Annotated in this window: 19 protein-coding genes, 1 other RNA gene and 1 riboswitch; of the genes, 4 read left to right on the forward strand and 16 right to left on the reverse strand. The window is 45.1% G+C overall.

What is annotated here, in order from left to right:
* Positions 1–68: 68 nt before the first annotated feature.
* Positions 69–1,292, forward strand: coding sequence for a cation:proton antiporter (locus tag CHX35_RS11400; protein ID WP_091837581.1), 1,224 nt, complete (start codon positions 69–71; stop codon positions 1,290–1,292).
* Between the two features lie 47 nt (positions 1,293–1,339).
* Here the strand turns inward: CHX35_RS11400 and CHX35_RS11405 are convergent, their stop codons facing one another.
* Positions 1,340–1,615, reverse strand: coding sequence for a hypothetical protein (locus CHX35_RS11405; RefSeq protein ID WP_091837582.1), 276 nt, complete (start codon positions 1,613–1,615; stop codon positions 1,340–1,342).
* Between the two features lie 19 nt (positions 1,616–1,634).
* Positions 1,635–2,780 carry a rod shape-determining protein RodA gene (gene rodA, locus CHX35_RS11410; protein ID WP_091837584.1) on the reverse strand — a complete coding sequence of 382 codons (1,146 nt, stop codon included), beginning with the start codon at positions 2,778–2,780 and terminating at the stop codon, positions 1,635–1,637.
* Positions 2,781–2,919: 139 nt separating this feature from the next.
* On the opposite strand from rodA, the gene ftsW reads away from it, so the two are divergent.
* Positions 2,920–4,092: a putative lipid II flippase FtsW gene (ftsW, locus tag CHX35_RS11415; RefSeq protein ID WP_245838772.1), complete on the forward strand. Its 1,173-nt coding sequence runs from the start codon at positions 2,920–2,922 to the stop codon at positions 4,090–4,092.
* Between the two features lie 43 nt (positions 4,093–4,135).
* Here ftsW and CHX35_RS11420 read toward each other — a convergent pair whose 3' ends face one another.
* The 6 genes from CHX35_RS11420 to CHX35_RS11445 form a co-directional block, all read right to left on the reverse strand.
* Positions 4,136–4,903: a thiazole synthase gene (locus CHX35_RS11420; RefSeq protein WP_091837587.1), complete on the reverse strand. Its 768-nt coding sequence runs from the start codon at positions 4,901–4,903 to the stop codon at positions 4,136–4,138.
* Between the two features lie 2 nt (positions 4,904–4,905).
* Entirely contained in the window at positions 4,906–5,109 is a 204-nt protein-coding gene (gene thiS, locus CHX35_RS11425; RefSeq protein WP_091837589.1) for a sulfur carrier protein ThiS, read from the reverse strand.
* Between the two features lie 15 nt (positions 5,110–5,124).
* Positions 5,125–6,234 (reverse strand): glycine oxidase ThiO, encoded by a 1,110-nt coding sequence (thiO, locus tag CHX35_RS11430; RefSeq protein WP_091837590.1) that lies wholly within the window; start codon positions 6,232–6,234, stop codon positions 5,125–5,127.
* A complete protein-coding gene (locus CHX35_RS11435) occupies positions 6,231–6,914 on the reverse strand; it encodes a thiamine phosphate synthase (protein WP_140413607.1) in 684 nt (227 codons plus the stop codon). Before CHX35_RS11435 ends, thiO begins: the two co-directional genes overlap by 4 nt.
* A riboswitch (TPP riboswitch) is annotated at positions 6,913–7,017 on the reverse strand. Its footprint overlaps the gene before it by 2 nt.
* A 95-nt stretch (positions 7,018–7,112) precedes the next feature.
* Entirely contained in the window at positions 7,113–7,412 is a 300-nt protein-coding gene (locus CHX35_RS11440) for a 2Fe-2S iron-sulfur cluster-binding protein (protein WP_091837591.1), read from the reverse strand.
* A gap of 77 nt (positions 7,413–7,489) precedes the next feature.
* Complete coding sequence (locus tag CHX35_RS11445) at positions 7,490–8,107, reverse strand: DedA family protein (protein ID WP_091837592.1); 618 nt, start codon at positions 8,105–8,107, stop codon at positions 7,490–7,492.
* 320 nt (positions 8,108–8,427) lie between these two features.
* Between CHX35_RS11445 and tnpB the strand changes: the two genes are divergently transcribed.
* Positions 8,428–9,558, forward strand: coding sequence for an IS200/IS605 family element RNA-guided endonuclease TnpB (gene tnpB, locus CHX35_RS11450; RefSeq protein WP_091837593.1), 1,131 nt, complete (start codon positions 8,428–8,430; stop codon positions 9,556–9,558).
* Between the two features lie 67 nt (positions 9,559–9,625).
* Here the strand turns inward: tnpB and CHX35_RS11455 are convergent, their stop codons facing one another.
* Both CHX35_RS11455 and CHX35_RS11460 read right to left on the reverse strand, forming a co-directional pair.
* On the reverse strand, positions 9,626–10,723 hold the full coding sequence (locus CHX35_RS11455) for an NADH-quinone oxidoreductase subunit D (protein WP_091837594.1): 1,098 nt from the start codon (positions 10,721–10,723) through the stop codon (positions 9,626–9,628).
* A gap of 131 nt (positions 10,724–10,854) precedes the next feature.
* Complete coding sequence (locus CHX35_RS11460) at positions 10,855–11,922, reverse strand: M42 family metallopeptidase (protein ID WP_091837597.1); 1,068 nt, start codon at positions 11,920–11,922, stop codon at positions 10,855–10,857.
* Positions 11,923–12,090: 168 nt separating this feature from the next.
* Here CHX35_RS11460 and CHX35_RS11465 point away from each other — a divergent pair, with 168 nt between their 5' ends.
* Positions 12,091–13,779 (forward strand): hypothetical protein, encoded by a 1,689-nt coding sequence (locus tag CHX35_RS11465; RefSeq protein ID WP_091837599.1) that lies wholly within the window; start codon positions 12,091–12,093, stop codon positions 13,777–13,779.
* A gap of 201 nt (positions 13,780–13,980) precedes the next feature.
* On the opposite strand, the gene CHX35_RS11470 is transcribed toward CHX35_RS11465, so the two are convergent.
* The 6 genes from CHX35_RS11470 to CHX35_RS11495 all read right to left on the reverse strand — a co-directional run bounded on the left by CHX35_RS11470 (position 13,981) and on the right by CHX35_RS11495 (position 19,374).
* A complete protein-coding gene (locus CHX35_RS11470) occupies positions 13,981–14,274 on the reverse strand; it encodes a hypothetical protein (protein WP_091837600.1) in 294 nt (97 codons plus the stop codon).
* 124 nt (positions 14,275–14,398) lie between these two features.
* Positions 14,399–15,211: a GDSL-type esterase/lipase family protein gene (locus CHX35_RS11475; RefSeq protein WP_091837604.1), complete on the reverse strand. Its 813-nt coding sequence runs from the start codon at positions 15,209–15,211 to the stop codon at positions 14,399–14,401.
* Between the two features lie 180 nt (positions 15,212–15,391).
* An RNA gene (gene rnpB, locus CHX35_RS11480) (RNase P RNA component class A) lies at positions 15,392–15,814 on the reverse strand.
* A gap of 53 nt (positions 15,815–15,867) precedes the next feature.
* Positions 15,868–16,971 carry a Nif3-like dinuclear metal center hexameric protein gene (locus tag CHX35_RS11485; RefSeq protein WP_091837606.1) on the reverse strand — a complete coding sequence of 368 codons (1,104 nt, stop codon included), beginning with the start codon at positions 16,969–16,971 and terminating at the stop codon, positions 15,868–15,870.
* Positions 16,968–17,708, reverse strand: coding sequence for a tRNA (adenine(22)-N(1))-methyltransferase (locus CHX35_RS11490; RefSeq protein ID WP_091837608.1), 741 nt, complete (start codon positions 17,706–17,708; stop codon positions 16,968–16,970). The genes CHX35_RS11485 and CHX35_RS11490 overlap by 4 nt, the downstream gene beginning before the upstream one ends.
* A 202-nt stretch (positions 17,709–17,910) precedes the next feature.
* Positions 17,911–19,374, reverse strand: coding sequence for a M1 family metallopeptidase (locus CHX35_RS11495; RefSeq protein WP_176392050.1), 1,464 nt, complete (start codon positions 19,372–19,374; stop codon positions 17,911–17,913).
* Positions 19,375–19,378: the final 4 nt, after the last annotated feature.

The raw sequence follows: 19,378 nt of genomic DNA on the forward strand, positions 1-19,378 counted from the left end.
CATGAATTGCTTCCCTTCTTTTTATGACGAAACACTTAGGAATGAAACCTCTACATAAGGAGAATGTTATGGATTTATTTGCTAATTTCTTTGATATGCAAACGATGAAGGATTATTATTTCTTATTGGAAATTGTCATGATGTTGCTCGCTGTAAAGTTAGCAGGTCATTTAAGTAGAAAGATGGGCCAACCCTCGGTTTTTGGTGAACTCCTTGTTGGGGTAATCCTCGGACCTGCTATACTCGGTTGGATTGAAATCAATCCAGAACACCCTGGTTTCATCAAACATCTAGCAGAAATTGGTGTGATTCTGCTTATGTTTCTGGCCGGACTTGAAACTGATGTGGATGAGTTTAAAGAAAATGCCTCCACTTCTACACTGGTTGCCGTGGGTGGAGTCCTCCTCCCATTAGTGCTCGGTTTCCTTTGTGGAAGCCTCTTTGGCTACAGTATCCCAACTTCCATCTATATCGGCACACTCTTGGTAGCGACCAGTGTCAGTATCACGGTTCAAACGTTACGAGAGCTGGGTCAACTGCAGAGCAAAGAAGGCGTCACGATATTAGGCGCAGCTGTATTAGACGATGTATTGGGCCTCATCCTTTTATCCATCGTGATTGCCTTGACATCAGGGAAGGGTGGTGGAGATTTTACTGACATTGGCATTCTTCTCATTAAAATTATTCTTTTCTTTTTCGTTGCCATTACCATCGGGAGAAAGATCCTTCCCCGCATCTTTCGGTGGGCATCCCCTCTGATGACCTCGGAAGTCGTCATCACCTTTGGAATCATCACTGCCCTTAGTTATGCTTATTTCGCCGAGATCTTTGGACTTGCGGGCATTGTGGGTGCTTACTTTGCTGGGTTGATTCTCAGTAGCACCCGGCACAGGCAAGAACTTTATGAAAAAGTAGAGGTGGTTTCCTCATCCTTCTTTGTCCCCATCTTTTTCGTCAGCATTGGGGTTTCAACCGATGTTCGGTACTTAAAACCCGAAGCAATCGGACTCCTTGTCGTCTTACTCCTCATTGCCATTGCATCGAAAATTGTCGGGGGTGGATTAGGAGCCCGTATATCCGGGCTTCCATGGAGTAGCTCATTGGCTATTGGTTCAGGCATGGTGGCTCGTGGTGAAGTCGGACTCATCGTCGCCTCATTGGGACTCAGTCGTAAATTGATTGATGGACAGTTATTTACGGTTATGGTCCTGATCATTCTATTAACAACCTTAGTCACTCCACCCTTACTCAAATTAAGCTTTGCCAGAAAGCTCCGCAAAACCAACACCTGATCCAGCAAAAAAGAGGGCTTGCCAAGTGGCAAGCCCTCTTTTTTGCTTCATTCATCTGGTGTTTTATCTGCCTTACGTAGTTCGTGAAAAATCCGCTCAATAGTTGACTGTTTAATCCCATCATGGTTACGAGCTGAAACTGAAAGGTATAAGTCTGCACTAAATGTAGGAAGGTGTTCTCTTACCTCTACTTCGGTTTCATCAAAGGTTTTTCGAAAGACCCGTTGGTTATTGATCTTTGACCACCCTAAGTTTACAAGTTCCTCTTGATAGAGGTCAAAGTCAGCCTCCTGGATATTTAACAACACACTCGTCACTTTCATTATTGAACCCCTTTCATCATCAATCTGCAAAGTATAGGTCGGTGTTTCGCCGCATCGAAACATTGAGTACAAGACCTGCCGCTATCAATTGCGTTAGAAGAGAGCTCCCTCCATAACTGATATAAGGTAGTGGCAACCCTGTAACGGGTAGCATCCCAATAGTCATTCCTATATTTTGAAAGACTTGAAAGACAACCATCCCCACAACACCTGTCACAATTAACGTACCAAAACGGTCATCGCAGTGAATCGCAATTCTCATCATGCGATAAATCAAGAAAATAAATAAGCAAAGAAGAACGGCTCCCCCTACAAAGCCCCATTCCTCAGCAAATACAGCAAAAATGAAATCATTATGGGGTTCGGGAATCCACCTACCTTGGGCCTGGGTACCATGATGAAACCCTTTCCCCATCAATTCACCAGAGCCAACGGCGATCATCGATTGTGTCAATTGATAACCGGCCCCACTCGGATCCGAGGCAGGATTGACAAAGGTGCTGATCCGTTTAATCTGATGATCCTCTAAAATCACATGCAGTAGGGGGCTATCGGTTAAATAAAGAGTGAACACCGCTGCCATCAGCACCACCCCAACCGTCCCAACGGTTACCACTGTACGCCAGTAGAGACCCCCTGCTACTAGAATACTGCAAAGGATTCCAATCAGGACCAGGGCTGTACCAAGATCGGGCTGTTTTAAGATGATGAAAAAAGGAACGGCAAAGAGCAAAAACACTTTCCACAGGGTACGGGCATACACCGGTGTGGATCTCACTTCTGCTAGAAATTTAGCAATCAGGATAATCATAATGATCTTCATAAACTCGGAAGGTTGAAACTGAAAGCCTCCGATACGAATCCATTGTTGGGCTCCTTTTACTGTCACACCGATTCCAGGAATCATGACCAATAGTAAGAAGAGAAGACCCACACCATAAAGCACGTAAACAAATCGACCTTGAGCCAACACACGATAGTCAAAAAGGAGAGTGGCAAACATAAGTAGAATACCTGTTATGTACCAGGAGATTTGTTTTTCAAAATAAGTAGGATTCGTAGAGTAAGTTGCTCCTGAAATGGCAACCATGCTAACAATAGCCAGCATCCCAATTAGCATAATCATAAGAAAATCAATTTGCCGAATCATACGGCCAATTTTCATGGAATAACACCCGTTTCCTGCAGACTCATTTCTAGTGTAACATGTCTACCAAACAAGTATACCGCATTCGTTCTCGCGGATAAAAGAGGGGTTAAAATGAGTAATTCCATTTAATTTTACGATGAAGGAGATAAGTAATGTGCGTGGTAAACCGGATTTCTGGATGATGTTTATTATATTTTTATTAACAGGATTTGGGCTAGTGATGGTGTTTAGCTCAAGTTATTATGAAGGCCTGACCAGACATCATGATAGTTATTTCTTCTTCAAAAAACAACTATCATGGAGTTTTGTTGCTTTGGTCATGTTTTTTATCATGTCAAACATTCCCTACACGATCTATCAAAAGAAAGTAGGGCTTATCCTAGCAATCAGTGTATTTCTGCTTCTATTGGTTTATATTCCAGCTCTTAGCATAAGTCTGAATGGAGCAAGACGATGGTTGCAGCTGGGCCCTGTGGGTTTTCAGCCGTCGGAAATAGCTAAGATTGCAGCCGTTATATATACTGCCGCCATTATGACCAAAAAACAAAATCAACTTGATCACTTCTCGCGTGGTCTTCTTCCCCCTATTATTGTACTCAGTTTCATTTCTGCGTTAATTGTATTTGAACCCCATTTTAGCTCGATTGTTATCCTGCTAATCTCATGTATGACCATTATTTTTGTTGCAGGCGCACGCGTTAAACATTTGCTTCTTCTTGCGAGTACAGGGATCCCCTTCCTTATCTATATCATGCTATTACAACCCTATCGCATCAAAAGATGGGCAGCGGTTTATGATCCCTGGAAAAACCCCTCATCCGATGGTCATCAAATTATTCAATCCCTCTTTGCCATCGGACCAGGTGGATTGTTCGGTAAGGGTTTAGGGAATAGCATTCAAAAATTAGCCTATCTGCCCATGGCCCAGACTGATTTTATCTTCTCCATCATCGCAGAGGAACTTGGATTTTTGGGCGGACTGTTACTCGTTACCCTATATGTTGCTTTTATTTTACGAGGCATTCGCATTGCAGTACGGGCGCCTGATCTATTTGGTCATTTATTAGGAATCGGTATCATTACCATGTTTGCCACCCAAACACTATTGAATCTAGGGGTTGTTACCGCCATGTTACCACCAACAGGTATTCCACTCCCCTTCATCAGCTACGGGGGAACTTCGTTGGTGATATGTATGATGGCAGCAGGAATCCTCATGAATATCTCCCGATATCAGACCGTAGCTTCCACTCAGCAACAACCGACTTCAGGCAATCGTCCACAGCGACGACGCCCTCACCTAGTCACATCCAATTTTAAAGGGTAAGCAAAAAATCGCTTTTGGCTTTTAGCCAGAAGCGATTTTTTGTTTACTGATTGACGAATCCTTCTGTAGGGCTACTGGCCATGGCCGTCTCTTTCTTTGCAATCCGGCCCGCTAAATGAGCTAATCGTCCTGCTTCAACTGCCAATCGCATTCCACGAGCCATAGCTACCGGATCTCCAGCATGCGCCACCGCACTATTTAACAATACGCCATCTGCCCCTAGCTCCATGGCCAAAGCGGCATCAGAAGGTGCGCCAATGCCTGCATCCACAATTACGGGGACTGATGCATCTTGAATAATGAAGGAAAGATAGAGAGAATTGATAATTCCTTGACCGGAACCGATCGGGGAAGCACCTGGCATAATTGCATGGGCGCCAACTTCTTGTAATCGTTGAGCTAATACTGGGTCATCTCCGGTATACGGAAGAACGATGAATTCCTCCTCTACGAGTCGCCGTGTGGCTTCCAATGTAGCTATTGGATCAGGTAGTAACCTCTTTTCATCTCCAATGACCTCGACCTTTACCATATCGCATAATCCAGAAGCACGAGCAAGACGAGCCAATCGTACTGCCTCATCCGCGGATCGAGCTCCCGCCGTATTGGGTAATAACCGGTATCGTTTTAAATCAAGACGATTAAGGAAAGATTCCTCTGTTGGCTGATCCAAGTCCAATCGTTGGAGTGCAAAGGTTAGCACCTCCGTACCCGATTCTTGAACCGCTCGCGATTGAATATCAAGGGATGGATACTTCCCCGTCCCAAGCAATAACCGAGATTGAAATCGATAAGGGCCAATATTTAGCATGATTACCCTCCTCCTACAAATTGAACAACCTCTAGTTGATCTCCCTCTGTCAAAAGCGTATGGGCATGTTCCTCCCGCTGAAGAACCGTACCATTCTTCTCTACCATCACCAGTTGCGCCTGTACATTTAAGGTCTCTAGTAATTCTCCTACCGTTTGCACTTGTTTAGGTAAGGCATGATTTTTTCCATTTAAACGAATGTCCATCTTCCTTCTCTCCTCTCATACCCCAACCATAATACGATTCGGGGAAAAGGGTTCTAACAGAGGGGTTTGCTCTCCAACGATTAGATCAGCCATCAATTTCCCTGTAATCGCAGAGAGAAGAATCCCATTTCGGAAGTGACCCCCTGCGATAAATAGATTGCTTGTTGTTCCTGAAGCCCCTAGATAAGGCATGCCATCAGGGGTTCCTGGTCGAAACCCATACCATGTCCGTACCCACTCCGCTTCTTCAATGGGGGGGATCCACCCCATGGCAGCGTCCGTTAGTAATTGGATTGCTCCAATTGTCACCCCCGGTTTCAACTCCTGTTTTTCTGTCGCTCCTACAATGATCTGACCGTCCGCTTTCGGTACCATATAACAGTCCGATCCAAATAACGTATGGTGAAGTATTGGAGTCGATGGACGAAGGGCGATTGACTCCCCCTTCACTGGGAAAACAGGTAGGTACTCTCCCATCATCTGAAGCAAGGAACCACTCCAGGCACCTGTTGCAACAACCACTTTCCCCGGGCGGAAAATTCCCATTGAAGTGTCTAAGGAGGTGATGCGTCCTTTTTCTAGGCGACACCCTCGCACATCCACCCCTTCGATCAATTGTGCTCCGCCCAACTGTGCCGCTTTGGCAAATGCCTGAACCAAACGCGGAGCAGAAACCTGGCCATCATCTGGTAAATAAAGGCCACCCATCACCTTACTTGATAAAAAAGGTTCAACCTCTTTTACTTCAGCTACAGTTAACCACTCTGCTCTTTCACCTAAACCACGTTGCCACCGCTCACGTTCACGGAGTTGTTGGCTCTCCCTTTCCGATCTGGCTACTCGGAGCAATCCTGCCTGATTCCACTCAATATCCAGTCCGGTTTCAGCACGTAATTGCTCTTGTAACTGGGGAAATAATCGACGGCTTGCCAAACAAAGATCCACCATAGGACCAGGATGTTCCATTTCCACCTGTGCGCCAAGCATCCCCGCTGCAGCACTGGATGCTTGAGCACCCAAGCGATCACGTTCAAGGAGCGTGACACGAAGGCCTTTTTGTGTCAAATACCAGGCAATTGCGCAACCAATTACACCGCCTCCAATGATCACCACCTCATCATTCATTGCCGATCCCTCCTCTCCAAGTTTAAATTTAAGAAATACCTTAATCTTCTTGTAACAATATCAGGTGAATTTGCCTTCGCAATCGTCGAAATCACCGCCACACCTGCACAACCCGAGCTCGTAACAAAACCGATATTATGTTCAGTAATTCCCCCAATAGCAATCACAGGAACATTGACCGATTCACAAACACACTGCAATGTTTCTGTTCCTCGGGGGGCTTTCCCTGGTTTTGAATCGGTTTTGAATACATGACCAAAGTAGAGGTAATCCGCCCCTGCCTGTACTTTCTTGCGAGCAGCCGTTACTGAATGAATAGAACATCCAACCATTGGAAGGTGCCCATACCTTCCACGAACCTGCTCTGGTGAGGGTCCATCTTCAGGCAGGTGAATACCCACTCCCAAGGTCATGGCCACTTGCGGCGATCCATTAATCACCAACTTTTTCTTTGGCACACCTTCCGCCAACAGCCGTTTTCCCCACTGCAGCACCTTTTCATCCGGCTGTCCTTTATAACGGAGATGAACAATCGTCAGCCATGGAAGAGCTGCTTTTACAACAGAAATCCATTCCACACTCTCCATCTTTGGTGAAACAATCAAATGAAGCTGTGGTGGCGGCATCAAAAAACCGGCATCCAAGGGGATGCCGGTCCGTTTACTCACAAATGGGTCCACGTACCACTCCCCACTTTCTTACGCTGGTATCAACCAGTTCAAGTTCAAAGGGTTAAGGTGTTCACCTCTCTCAGCACAATCAAGTGCACCCCTAGTGGAAGGTAAATATGAATTTTTTTCGTTCGTCTTTTCCTATTTTATCAACCAGCGAAAGAGGTGGTCAAGTATTAGACAACCCTTATAAACCAAATCAGTCGATCAATATAAACGAGGCTGAGGAACTTCAATTTTAATATCCCCATGAACATAGGCTTGGCAAGCTAATCGGTAACCTTCATCTACTCTTTCTTCTCCTAATCGAAGCACCTCAGGTTCTCCAACCTCACTTAAAGAATCTTCCCCTTCGATCACTTTGATCCGACAGGTCCCACACCGTGCCGATGTGCAATTAAAAGGAATCATCACTGATCGAGATATGGATTCAAATAATAGATTTTCACCCTCTGCCATTTCAAAAACGTGTTCCTTTGGTCCTACAATTACTTCCACTTTCGGCATAAACGCTTCCTCCCCTGCAACTCTCTTTTTTCCGTTATCTACCGAAAATAAAGGTCCAATTCTCCTACACGTCCTTCTTACTTACGAATGGAATTGTAACGCCTTTGATGGTGGTTATAGAAAAACCATGCGAGTGCAACAAGCAGTAATGGTACCAACACCCAAAGAGACAGTTCTCCATAATGATGCAGGGTAGTAAACGTTTGCTCCCAATTGGCTCCCACTAAATACCCTAAGCCAATAAAAGTGGAACACCAAAACAGGCCCCCTGCATATGCATAAGCAGCAAAACGTGTCCAGGGCATGTGAGAAATTCCGGCTACATATGCCGTAATATGACGCACCCCAGGAATAAAGTATCCAAAGAAAAGCACCCAGTTTCCATATTTCCGAAACAAAAACTGTGTCATCCTTAAGCGCCGACGGTTGATAAACATTTTATTACCATACCGCCTGAGAAAGGGATATCCTAGCCGCCCTCCCAAGAGGTAACTTATTGTAATACCACAGATCGAACCAGCAAGTGCACTAACAAATGTAAGTACAAGTTCTAACTGCCCCGTCGATGCAAGATAACCGATAAAGGTCATCATAATTTCATCTGGTAATGGCAGCCCTACAATCCCCAAAACGAGGAAAAAAAAGATGCCCCAGTATCCATACTGTGAAAGGAGTTCTAACATGGTCTGTTCCATTTTCCAACCCCGTTCGCTCGTACTCGCAATGTGTTTAGAATATCATATTTGACCCTTGTCCAAAAGAGAAGCGTAGATTTCAAGTAACCTATTACCCATTATATCCATGAATCCCCTCAAAACTTTCATTTCCATACGAATCCTTTTGATTGTAAAAAAAGAAGACCTCTCATAGAGGTCATGATTATCTTTGCGAGCAAGAAACCCCCTAGCTTCATCTATGGGGATGAAAGCGAGCGTCAGACGAGGGAGGGGTGTGCCTATTACTCTCGCAAGTCTGACTATCCCCGTATATAATCAAATACAGAGGAGGTGAACTCATGCACAAAGCGTTTAAATTCCGGTTGTATCCAACGAAGGAACAAACGATTCTCATTAATAAATCAATCGGATGTAGTCGCTTCACGTTTAATTATTTTCTAGCTAGATGGAACGAATCCTATGACAGCACAGGAAAAGGTCTGACCTATGGAACCTGTTCTGCCCAACTGACCTCCTTGAAAAAAGAGATCGATTGGCTTCGTGAAGTTGACGCTACATCGCTCCAGAACACCTTGAAACACCTCGCCGATTCCTTCTCTCGCTTCTTCAAAAAGCAGAATGACCGTCCTCGTTTTAAAAGCAAGCGCAACCGTGTGCAATCCTACACCAGTCAGTGCAACCATCCGAAAAAAGGGAAACCCACTGTCGAGGTGGTAGCCAATCGGATCAAGCTTCCGAAACTTGGTTGGGTGAGTTTCGCCAAATCCCGTAAAGTAGAAGGACGGATTCTTTCGGCTACCATCCGGCGTAATCCTACGGGGAAGTACTTTGTATCGATCTTGTGTAAGGTGAACCAAAGCCCCTATGTTCCCGTAGCTAAAGGGAAAGCCGCGGGTATCGATTTGGGACTGAAAAACTTTGCGATTCTAACGGACGGAACCAAAGTAAAACCGTCTCGATACTTCCGCCAGTATGAAAAGAAGTTAGCCAATGCACAGCGTATCATGAGTCGTAGAACCAAAGGCGGTTCCAACTGGCACAAAGCACGGATTAAAGTGGCCCGCATTCATGAAAAGGTCTCAAATGCCCGTCATGATTTCCTACATAAACTGTCTTCCAAGCTGATTCGTGAAAACCAAACGATCTGCATCGAAGACCTTGGTGTCAACAACATGGTGAAGAATCACAAGCTAGCCAAATCCATCACGGATGCATCTTGGTCGGAGTTTGTAACCATGCTCACCTTCAAGGCAAAATGGCATGGTAGAAACATAGTGAAAGTAGGAAAACAGTTCCCTTCGAGTCAACTATGTTCTTCTTGTGGCTACCGCCATAAGGAAGTAAAAAACCTCAAACTTCGAGAATGGACATGCCCCACATGCAACGCCTACCATGACCGAGACATCAATGCATCCAAAAACATATTGCAAGAAGGACTTCGTATACTTGCGGTCGGGCAGAACGTCTAAGCTTGGAGTTGATCCTGTCAGGTGATGGGAGCCCCCAAGAATCCCATGCCTTCAGGCATGGGGAGTGTCAAGCATCTACATCTCCCAATACAATATCGACAGCCCCCAAGATGGCAATCAAATTGGATACATTTTCTCCCTTTAACAGGTGAGGTAATATTTGTAGATTACTAAAGGAGGGGCGCTTCCAATGAATTCGCCAGGGTTTATCCTTCCCTTTGCTAATTACATGAACACCCAGCTCGCCTCGGGGATTTTCTACTGCTGCATAGACTTCTCCTTCAGGCGGTCGCAATACACGGGGAACTTTTGCCATGATCGCCCCTGATTCAGGAAACGAATCAATGGCTTGTTCAACAATGGATAAACTCTCTTTCATTTCTTCCATACGAAGGTCGAATCGAGATCGACAATCTCCTTCGGTCGCAATGGGTACCTTAAAATCAAATCGCTCATAAATAGAGTATGGAGCATCTTTACGTAAATCCCGGGGCACTCCTGTGCAACGCAAGCACGGACCGGACAGACCATAACGAATTGCGGTTTCTTGATCATACTTTCCGATTCCTTTTACCCTGGATAAAAAGATTTCATTTCCACCAGCAAGGTCCATATACTCTTGATGCTTCAGCCGCAATTCTTTGACTAATTCCGAAACCTTTCCAATCCAGCCAACGGGGGCATCCCATTTCACACCCCCCACGCGCATATAATTGTAGGTAAGTCGAGCGCCACACAATTCATTAAATAAGTCCACAATTTTTTCTCGATCACGAAAAGCAAATAAAAACGGACTCATCGCTCCGATATCCAATAAATATGTACCAAACCAGACAAGGTGGCTTGCCACTCGATTCAGCTCATTGACAATAATACGCAAATATTCCGCTCGCTCAGGAACTTCAATGTCCATTAACATCTCCACTGCATGGACAAGAGCGTGGTTGTTATTCATTGCATTGACATAATCCATTCGATCGGTATAAGGGATGATCTGTGTATATGTAAGATCTTCTGCCAATTTTTCTGTTCCTCGGTGGAGGTAACCAATCACGGGAGTTGCTTCTTTGATTACTTCACCATCGATACGCAGTACAAGCCGGAATACTCCATGGGTACTTGGGTGTTGTGGTCCCACATTTAAGAGCATTTCTTCTGTCCGCATAACTAGCCCCCTCTTCCCTTCTGATACGCCCTCGCAATATGAGTATTAATAATTTTCGTTCATCAATCACTATTCGCTATTTTATCATGAAAAAGGGGGCTTTTCCATGTGAAAAGCCTCCTTTCATCTCTCTATTCTTTAAAAGCAGTAAAGGATTTCACCCGATCACGATCCAGTTTTTTGATCGTCTCCGCCAATAATTTAATCGCGGCTTCCGTATCTTTTTTGCTAACCATCGAAACATGACTATGAATATACCGGGCAGGAACGCCAACAACTAACGATGGGATCCCACGGTGAAACAGGTGGAATTGACCAGCATCCGTGCCGCCCCCCATCATGGTATCTACTTGGTAAGGAATTTGATGCTCTTCTGCTGTCTCAATGACCAGATCACGCAACCCCACATTGGGTATCATGGTTGCATCTAAGAAGGTGATGAGCGCCCCACCACCTAGCTTCGGTTTGGTACCATCACTCGTAGGTCCATCTTGGGCAATCCCCACATCGACAGCAAAGGCGATATCCGGCTCGACAGCCCGGGGGGCCGTATTGGCTCCTCTTAATCCCACTTCTTCCTGTACCGTTGCACCTCCCAAAAGGGTATTGGGATGATCTTCATTCTTCAACATTTTTAATACTTCCAGCACAATATAACATCCTAGACGATCATCCAATGCCTTTGCCAAAATGGTGTCATGATCAGGCATCACCTCAAAGGGGCATATCGGCAATACCGGATCCCCTACTTTAATTCCCCATTTTTTCACTTGCTCAGCATCCTTAGCCCCTACATCGATATACATCTCCCTCATCGGATACACCCGATTGCGCTCCTCAGGTTTAAGTAGGTGGGGAGGCTTCGATCCGATCACACCTGTAAAGTTTCGATTGGTTGACATAATCGTCACCCGTTGCGAAAGTAACACCTGATCCCACCACCCCCCCAAAGGGGTAAAATAGAGATATCCACTTTTATGGATCTCTGTAACCATAAAACCGACTTCATCCATATGTCCCGCTAGCATAATTCGCGGGCCATCACCGACGCCTACTTTTTCACCAAAAATACTACCCATTCCATCCGTAATCATGTTTTTGCAACCAGAGGATTCTAACTCACGTCGCATGATATGACGTACATTCCCCTCATTTCCGGAGACTGCATTTGCTTCTGTTAATTCTTTAAGCAGTTCCAATTCATACACACTCCTCTGTCAATTTGGCTTCTCTAGGTAGTATGGATGAAAGATATAAGATTTATTTCATCTTCAAGACAACAGCATAAAACCCCATCGACTCCAGGATAATAATAGTCATTCCAACACTCTCGGTTGTGCGACCAACAAGAGAGGAGCGTATGCATCTTGGAGCCTTATCTATACAGCCCATTTTGGTCACGTTGGCTAATCATGATGATCGTGACACTACTCCTGTGGGGGAATAGCCTTTTTTACCCCCAAGCCATTTTTGCTACTCAGCTCACCCCTCCACTCCCGCTCACCGCTCCAACAAACTCTATCCTCGGTGATTATGCAGGAGAGATTCGGGAGAGTCATCCGCGCCGAGATGGTATTCGACATATCGATACCCCTCGAACCATTCGCAAGCTAAAAGAGCTTGGCGTGAATACTTACTTCTATCTCGTATGGCATCAATCTACTGACTGGAATGACCTACGTCAGGAATTTCTCCCTGCTGCCCAAAAGGCAGACATCCATGTCTGGGTGTACCTTGTGCCTCCCTCCGAAGCACGATCCATTCAATCAGAACCCTTTGGAACAGACTTTGTTGCATGGTTTCGTGCGGTTGGAAGCGTTTCAAAAAAATACGATCATCTCAAAGGGATTGTAATTGATGACTTCAACCACAATTTTTCATTTTTTAATCCAACCTATGTCAAACGAATGCGGGCAGCAGGTGCTACCTTCAACCCCCATTTACAATTTGTACCGCAAATATATTACAGTGCAATCCATTCACGCACGCTACATCCCTATCGCAACCTTATCGACGGTGTATTAATGACGTTTCGTGATGGTCAATTTCGTAATACACAACGTACTCAATACCTACAAAAACAGATTGATCATGCCGCTCAAATCCTTTCCTCAATGCATTTACCCTTCTACTTAATGGTCCATGCAAGTAAATTATCCGCTACACCCGCGAGTCCCACTGTGAATTATGTAAAGAAAAGTTTAGGGATAGGCATGAGGAATTTAGCTGCCGGAAAGATTCAGGGATTGGTTACTTATGTCCTTTATAAAGAGTGGTTTGCTGAGCAACGCGAAAAGATTGCTCATTCTGGCTATGGGTATGCCAGTATGTTTGTCCCCCCTGACCGCAAACCATTACCCGGTGTGTACGGGGAAATCAAGCAAGTGATCTACCCAGATCCCTCAGCAAAAGATTACCAACTCACCTTCACCCATATGGATGTCTATTCCCATCGCATTCGACGTGGACAATACTGGAAACAGATCCTTATCAATGGACAGGTTGTTTGGCAACAAGATGTGACAAAGGGATGGCTTAATCGTTGGCAAACGCAAAGGATCGACCTATCCAAAGTCCTAAACGGTAAAAAGGAAGCCGTCATCAGCCTCCGCCTCTTACGCAACCATACGCCTTCCACTCGTTCATGGCTTTATGTGGGCTTTGATTCGTTAATCCCTCGTGGTTTTTCCTTAGAAAATGCACGCTTTGAAGAAAAACAAGGATGGTCTTCTTTTTCCAATCACCCATCGTTGTTAACTAGCCTTCTTTTTTATGACCCAAAACGGCGCTTTCGCGTCTACCTCACTACAATGGCTGATAATACAGCTTATCGATTATTAGATGATACTCGGCAAACAGGAAATCCTGCCCTTGTTTCCAGTGGCGAAACGGTTTTACAACACCTTATCCATGACAGAAAAAAATCGGCCCAACACGAGCTAAACCATTGTCTTGAGCTGATCCACAAGGAAAAGGATACCCTTTCGCCCTCTCTTTATGAGCATCTGCTTGCACAAGCAAAACGACTGGATCGCCTTTTAAATATTTCGTGGTAAATCCATATAAAAACCCCCTCGATATGTATCGAGGGGGTTTCAAGTCATGTCGTTAGCCTGCCCAATGAGTTAATGCCCCAAGGACAGCACCTGCTAGATATCCTACCCACCACATTAGGGATCAGCTCCACTAAGTCATGCATCATGTTGCTTATCATTGATTATTCCCTCGGCGCATCCTCCCTATACATCTCCCATCACCTACAAGCCATGCCAAGTCCTGCTTCCTTGCTGAAGGAAGTTATCGGTTCCATCGGCAATCGCTAGCTCGTTTTCGAGAAAGTTGATGACATTCATATAATACATAGCAGCTTCCTCTTCTTGTCCCTGGGTTAACAGATCCCGATAGGTGATGTAACTTTCTCGTAACAATTGAAACTTCCCCTTAAATTGATGTTTGGACATTAACGGAGGACGGTGATCCCCTTCTTCTGACCAAAATAAACGATACCGCTCTTGATAAGCTTCGTATGTGGTAAATGGATGGCGACGCATGCTACTCTCATCCCCTCCCTACATAAGTTGCCCCTATCTTTCCACTGACACCTCCAGCTCATGCGAAAGGATTTCTTCCCCTTTATGGAATCAAAAAACACTCCTGATCAGGAGTGTTTTTTGATTAACCCTTACCAGCTGCAGATTGTTTACCTTCACGAATATTATTCAAAATTCCCAGCGCAATCAACTTATACCCATGGTCATTGGGATGAATTTGATCAGATAACCAATTTTCACCACCATGCTGAAGTCGTTCATTCACATCCACTACGCGTGTCGTTGGATATTGATAGGCGACTTCCTTCAACCCTACATTCCATTTTTCCATCAACGTATTAGAAATCGAATAATAAGGTTTACTTGATGATACGGGATTATACAGTGAAGTCATTACGATCGGAGCCTTTGGATTCAACTCACGAATGTGAGATAACGTTTTCGATAAGTTCTCTTTATATTGACGTTGAATCGTATGAAATTTGGACACCACTGAGAGGGGATCTTTGTTCTCTAATGCCACTTTCACAAGATCATTTCCCCCTATGGTTAAGGAAATAAAATCCGCATTTTTGATCTCATTTTGAATGTCGGGTGTTCTCACATAATCATACAATTTTTTGGAGGTTTGGCCGACAACCCCTCGGTTTTCCAAATGCATCGGAATTTTTTGTTCCGCAAGCTCTTCTGCTACTACCGAACTGTAGCCATGATTCAGTTTCGAACCATAACCCCTGGCGACAGAATCACCTAAGACGAGATAATTTAGTTCTTCTTTTTCCGCCGCGGTCTTTTTTAGCCTCTCCATGATGTTGGTATGAGTAAGCATTACCGGCTCCGCCGGGGTTTGCGCAAACATTATTTCTATAAAAGGATAAAATTTTACTGTAATGAACACCAGAGAGAGGCTTAGAGCGACCAGAATCCACTTTTTCATCGCTGTGCCCCTCCTTTAAATACCTATACCCTATCGCTTCACGATTTGCGCAGGATTGATTTAGTATCAAAAGGATACCATGTGATTATTACTCACGCTTCACAGCCATTTAACAGTTATTTTACACGCACATAAAAAAATGACGCTAACCTTCGCGTCATTTGGTCTAGTTATTCATAATTGGAAAGCAAACCATAAGCCGAGTTCTGTACTCTTCGTGGTCAAAACAGCAATTGTCGCAATGCCTCCCACGGTATAGAGTGGCAATCATCTGTCTAGGCGATGTATTGCTACACCGCTCAAGCGACCAACCCGAGATCACTGCGGGCTACAGCTTCGCTTAAAAGCGTTGATCTCTTTAAGGTCTTGCTCCAGGTGGGGTTTACCTAGCCAGTATGTCTCCATACTGCTGGTGCGCTCTTACCGCACCGTTGCATCCTTACCTGTGAGAGGGCACCCCTCTCCATCGGCGGTCTTCATTTCTGTGGCACTAGCCTTAGAGTTGCCTCCACCGGCCGTTAGCCGGCACCCTGCCCTATAGAGCTCGGACTTTCCTCCCGTGGGGCCTTGCGGCGCTCCACCGGCGATTGCCCGGTTTACTTTCCAGTTTGAAAGCGACATTCACCATTGTACCAAAAATAAAAAGGTGAAGCAACTCAAACAAAAGTAAATGGATTGGTATCCACAGTGGTTACCTCTACCTGTACAGAAGGAAGCATTTTTTGCAATCGATCCTTTACTGTTTCCAATACCAACTCTTCCGCATGATGGCCGGGATCAAGCAGAGTAAGTCCTTCCGCTTTGGCATCCATCACCGTGTGGTGATCAAGATCCCCTGTAATATAGACATCCGCTCCTTGAGAAAGCGCTTCTCTATAGTATCCGCCTCCAGAACCACCTAGAACAGCTACTCGATTTACCAAGTGATCGGGCTCGCCGACCATACGCAATCCAGTCAGTCGATAAGCGGTTTTCATTTTTTCAGCTAATTCTTGAAGGGTCATGGTTGATGGCAAGCTTCCCACTCGTCCAATGCCAACCACCTTTCCTTGCAAATCCAATGGATACATATCATAAGCCACTTCTTCATAAGGATGAGCGTTTTTCATGGCTTGAATTACGGATTCTCGTACTTCGGTGGATACAATTGTCTCCAAACGCACTTCGGAAACCTTCGCTAGTTCTCCTTGTTTTCCGATGTACGGATCACTGCCCGCACCCGGTAAAAATGTACCGGTTCCTTCAAGATTAAATGTACAGTGACTATAATCTCCAATCGCCCCAGCACCCGCTTCACACATGGCCGTAAGAACTTTTTCATGATGAGAGTCTGGAATAAAAACGACAATTTTATGATAGGACGGCCTATTGGTAGGCAGAAGAACCTCACGATCTTTTATACCGAGAAGATCACACATCACATCATTTACTCCACCCTCTGCGGCATCCAGATTGGTATGGGCGATAAAGACATTAATCTTGTGGGTGAGCAATTTGGCATACATTCTCCCAGCAGGTCGATCGGTTCGCAAATCCTTTAGTGGTCGAAAGATAATAGCGTGATGAGCCACAATCCAATTCGCACCCATGCGAATCGCTTCATCCACCACCGCTTCAGTAACATCCAGAGCAACGAGAACCCCTTTGACTTCCTCATCAGGTTCACCCACTTGTAAGCCAATACGGTCTTTTTCCATCGCCATATGTTTTGGCGCCCAAACTTCCATTGCCTGAATTAATTCGGTTCCTTTAATCGTCATTGGAGTAACCTCCTCCATGTCTCTAACTCTTCTTCAAGGTGTTGTTTACGCACCTGTGCTTTCTGGGACCGTCCGGCAGCAAGATCTTTTAAAATCCGCTCTCGTTCTGCAATGGTTTCTTTAATGTGTCCCTGGATCAGGGGATGCTTTTCTTTCCATAAAATCGGGCCCACTTCCATTGCAATCTCAAGAGGTAGATCAATCCGCTGATAGGGCTTGGATACGTCTCCTGGCTCTGCAACCAAAATCGTATAAACAATCCCACCATCTTCGACTAAGTCTTCGGCAATCAATTGCCAACCATGTTCAAATAGCCACTTTCTAAGACGTACTTGTCCATTATTGGGTTGCAAGACAAGCCGCCTTACCCCTTCCAGTTCATCCGCCCCTTTATCTAAAATCGAAGCGATGAGTGCACCTCCCATCCCTGCAATCATGATCACTTCCGCTTCACCTGGGGCAATCACCTCAAGGCCATCCCCTTTGCGAACGGAAATTTCCCTCTCCATCCCCAGTGCATATACCCGATCCCGCGCATTTTTAAAGGGACCCCAATTCACTTCACCAGCGACTCCACTTGCGACGCGCCCTTCACTCACCAGGTAGGACAATAACATGGCATGATCTGCACCAATGTCAGCAACTCGCTGGCTTTGTGGCACATAACGAGCCACTCTAGTTAGTCGCGTTGATAATTCATCGCGCATCCCATTTCGCCCCACTTGTTCATTCTTCATACCCAACCCGCTCCTTTGACAAATTCCCTTCAATTATACCCAAAGAAGTGGATACCTTCATCCCTTACTCTCATTTCACAAATGAAAAAGCCCCCTGAACTCTCTCCCGTTTCCAAGTGAAAAAGGCGGCACCCATTTCACTTTGAATTTACCGTCAGAGATTTAAAGGAGCTTTTGGTGGTTGAAATATCACACCGATCCATTAGGGGTGATGGTGCTTTTTACTCTCATCCTTGGCTAATGTCCCTTTAAAGTAAAGCCAGTGGTCAAAGAAATCCGTCAAGTCTTCTCCCGCTACTTGATTGGCTGTTTGGATAAAATCATGAGTGGTTGCTGTGCGGAATTGATATCGTTGATAGTAGGTACTTAAAATTCGCATGACCTTCTCTCTCCCCAGTTTATCCATCAGAGACCACATCATGGCAGCGGGTCTTGCATATACCATCAACGCATAGATGGGATCGGAATACTTATCCAAGGATTCTACTGAGGTAACACCCTTTGTCTTATATACTTCGTCACTACGCTCTGCTACCTTGGTAAGGAAATCCCGTTCATTTTCCCCCATCTGGTCATGCATAAATAAAAACTCAGAAAATGTGGTGAGTCCTTCGTCTAGCCACGGCTCCTTCACTTGATCGTTACCAACAACACCATACCACCACTGATGAGCGAGTTCATGTGCTACCACATTGATCGCTGGTGTATCCCCTTTTTGAGTAGGAACTTTGGCTACCGAAGTTACCAACCCTGGGTATTCCATGCCTGCGATACCATATCCCGTTTCACCAAGGACCACATCTACTTCCTTATAGGGATATTGACCGAAATGTTTCCCAAAGAAGTCCATCGCAGATACCGCAGCATCATGAAGTTCTTGGGAAACATCCTCCATTCCCTTGAGATACCATAAATTCACCTTGACCCCTTTTTCACTCTTTCCTTGAACACGTTCATAATCTTTACTGATCACCGCAGCAAAATCTCGAATATTACTCTGTTCAATCGTGACTGGACCTTTTGAATCTCCATCGGGGTCACTTCCACTTGTGATCAAATGATATCCTTGTGGAACATGAAAGGTGACTTTAAAATCACTCATTTGTGTATAAAAAGGATCGCCTGTTGTTGTATAGGGTTCTTCATGCCAACCAGCGGCATCCTTCACCGCCAGCATGGGGTACCATTGGGCAAGAAAGGCCGTATTTCCATAGACGTTGAGCCGTGTTCCTCCCTTTGGCATCTTTAATTGATAATCCATGGTAATTTGCGCAGTTTTACCAGCTGCTAACGACTTTGAAACTGGGACATGTAGAACGGTCTCTTTCGTTTCCGCTGCTACCTTTTCACCATTCACACGGACATGATTCACAGTTAACCAGCCAGGAGCTGATGGTCGTGATTTTGTGCCCCATTTCCAATCGCGGAAGGCATTAGGATACAGCCGAAAGACCAACTTATCCAGTTTTTCTTGCGGTTTCACAGGTAGTTTTAGTACGAGATGACCGGTGATCATCTGTTGTTGATCATCATATTTTGCATCAATGATATATTTCGGACGCTCTTTTGAGACATTCTGATCTGCCGCGATCGCTCTTTCAGAGACCGGGACCATCCCGATAACCAAGGCAATCATAATAACCAGTGACACGATGCGACGTAACATATCC

The sequence above is a fragment of the Marininema halotolerans genome (assembly GCF_900116235.1).
GTDB lineage: Bacteria > Bacillota > Bacilli > Thermoactinomycetales > DSM-45169 > Marininema > Marininema halotolerans.

Bases quoted from the DNA above. Each gene is read 5' to 3' on its own strand.
- CHX35_RS11470 (WP_091837600.1), bottom strand. From the start codon at position 14,274: ATGCGTCGCCATCCATTTACCACATACGAAGCTTATCAAGAGCGGTAT.
- CHX35_RS11420 (WP_091837587.1), bottom strand. From the start codon at position 4,903: ATGCTAAATATTGGCCCTTATCGATTTCAATCTCGGTTATTGCTTGGG.
- thiS (WP_091837589.1), bottom strand. From the start codon at position 5,109: ATGGACATTCGTTTAAATGGAAAAAATCATGCCTTACCTAAACAAGTG.
- CHX35_RS11455 (WP_091837594.1), bottom strand. From the start codon at position 10,723: ATGCGGACAGAAGAAATGCTCTTAAATGTGGGACCACAACACCCAAGT.
- CHX35_RS11485 (WP_091837606.1), bottom strand. From the start codon at position 16,971: ATGACGATTAAAGGAACCGAATTAATTCAGGCAATGGAAGTTTGGGCG.
- CHX35_RS11445 (WP_091837592.1), bottom strand. From the start codon at position 8,107: ATGGAACAGACCATGTTAGAACTCCTTTCACAGTATGGATACTGGGGC.
- CHX35_RS11495 (WP_176392050.1), bottom strand. From the start codon at position 19,374: ATGTTACGTCGCATCGTGTCACTGGTTATTATGATTGCCTTGGTTATC.
- thiO (WP_091837590.1), bottom strand. From the start codon at position 6,234: ATGAATGATGAGGTGGTGATCATTGGAGGCGGTGTAATTGGTTGCGCA.
- CHX35_RS11475 (WP_091837604.1), bottom strand. From the start codon at position 15,211: ATGAAAAAGTGGATTCTGGTCGCTCTAAGCCTCTCTCTGGTGTTCATT.
- CHX35_RS11400 (WP_091837581.1), top strand. From the start codon at position 69: ATGGATTTATTTGCTAATTTCTTTGATATGCAAACGATGAAGGATTAT.
- CHX35_RS11490 (WP_091837608.1), bottom strand. From the start codon at position 17,708: ATGAAGAATGAACAAGTGGGGCGAAATGGGATGCGCGATGAATTATCA.
- rodA (WP_091837584.1), bottom strand. From the start codon at position 2,780: ATGAAAATTGGCCGTATGATTCGGCAAATTGATTTTCTTATGATTATG.
- tnpB (WP_091837593.1), top strand. From the start codon at position 8,428: ATGCACAAAGCGTTTAAATTCCGGTTGTATCCAACGAAGGAACAAACG.
- CHX35_RS11440 (WP_091837591.1), bottom strand. From the start codon at position 7,412: ATGCCGAAAGTGGAAGTAATTGTAGGACCAAAGGAACACGTTTTTGAA.
- CHX35_RS11405 (WP_091837582.1), bottom strand. From the start codon at position 1,615: ATGAAAGTGACGAGTGTGTTGTTAAATATCCAGGAGGCTGACTTTGAC.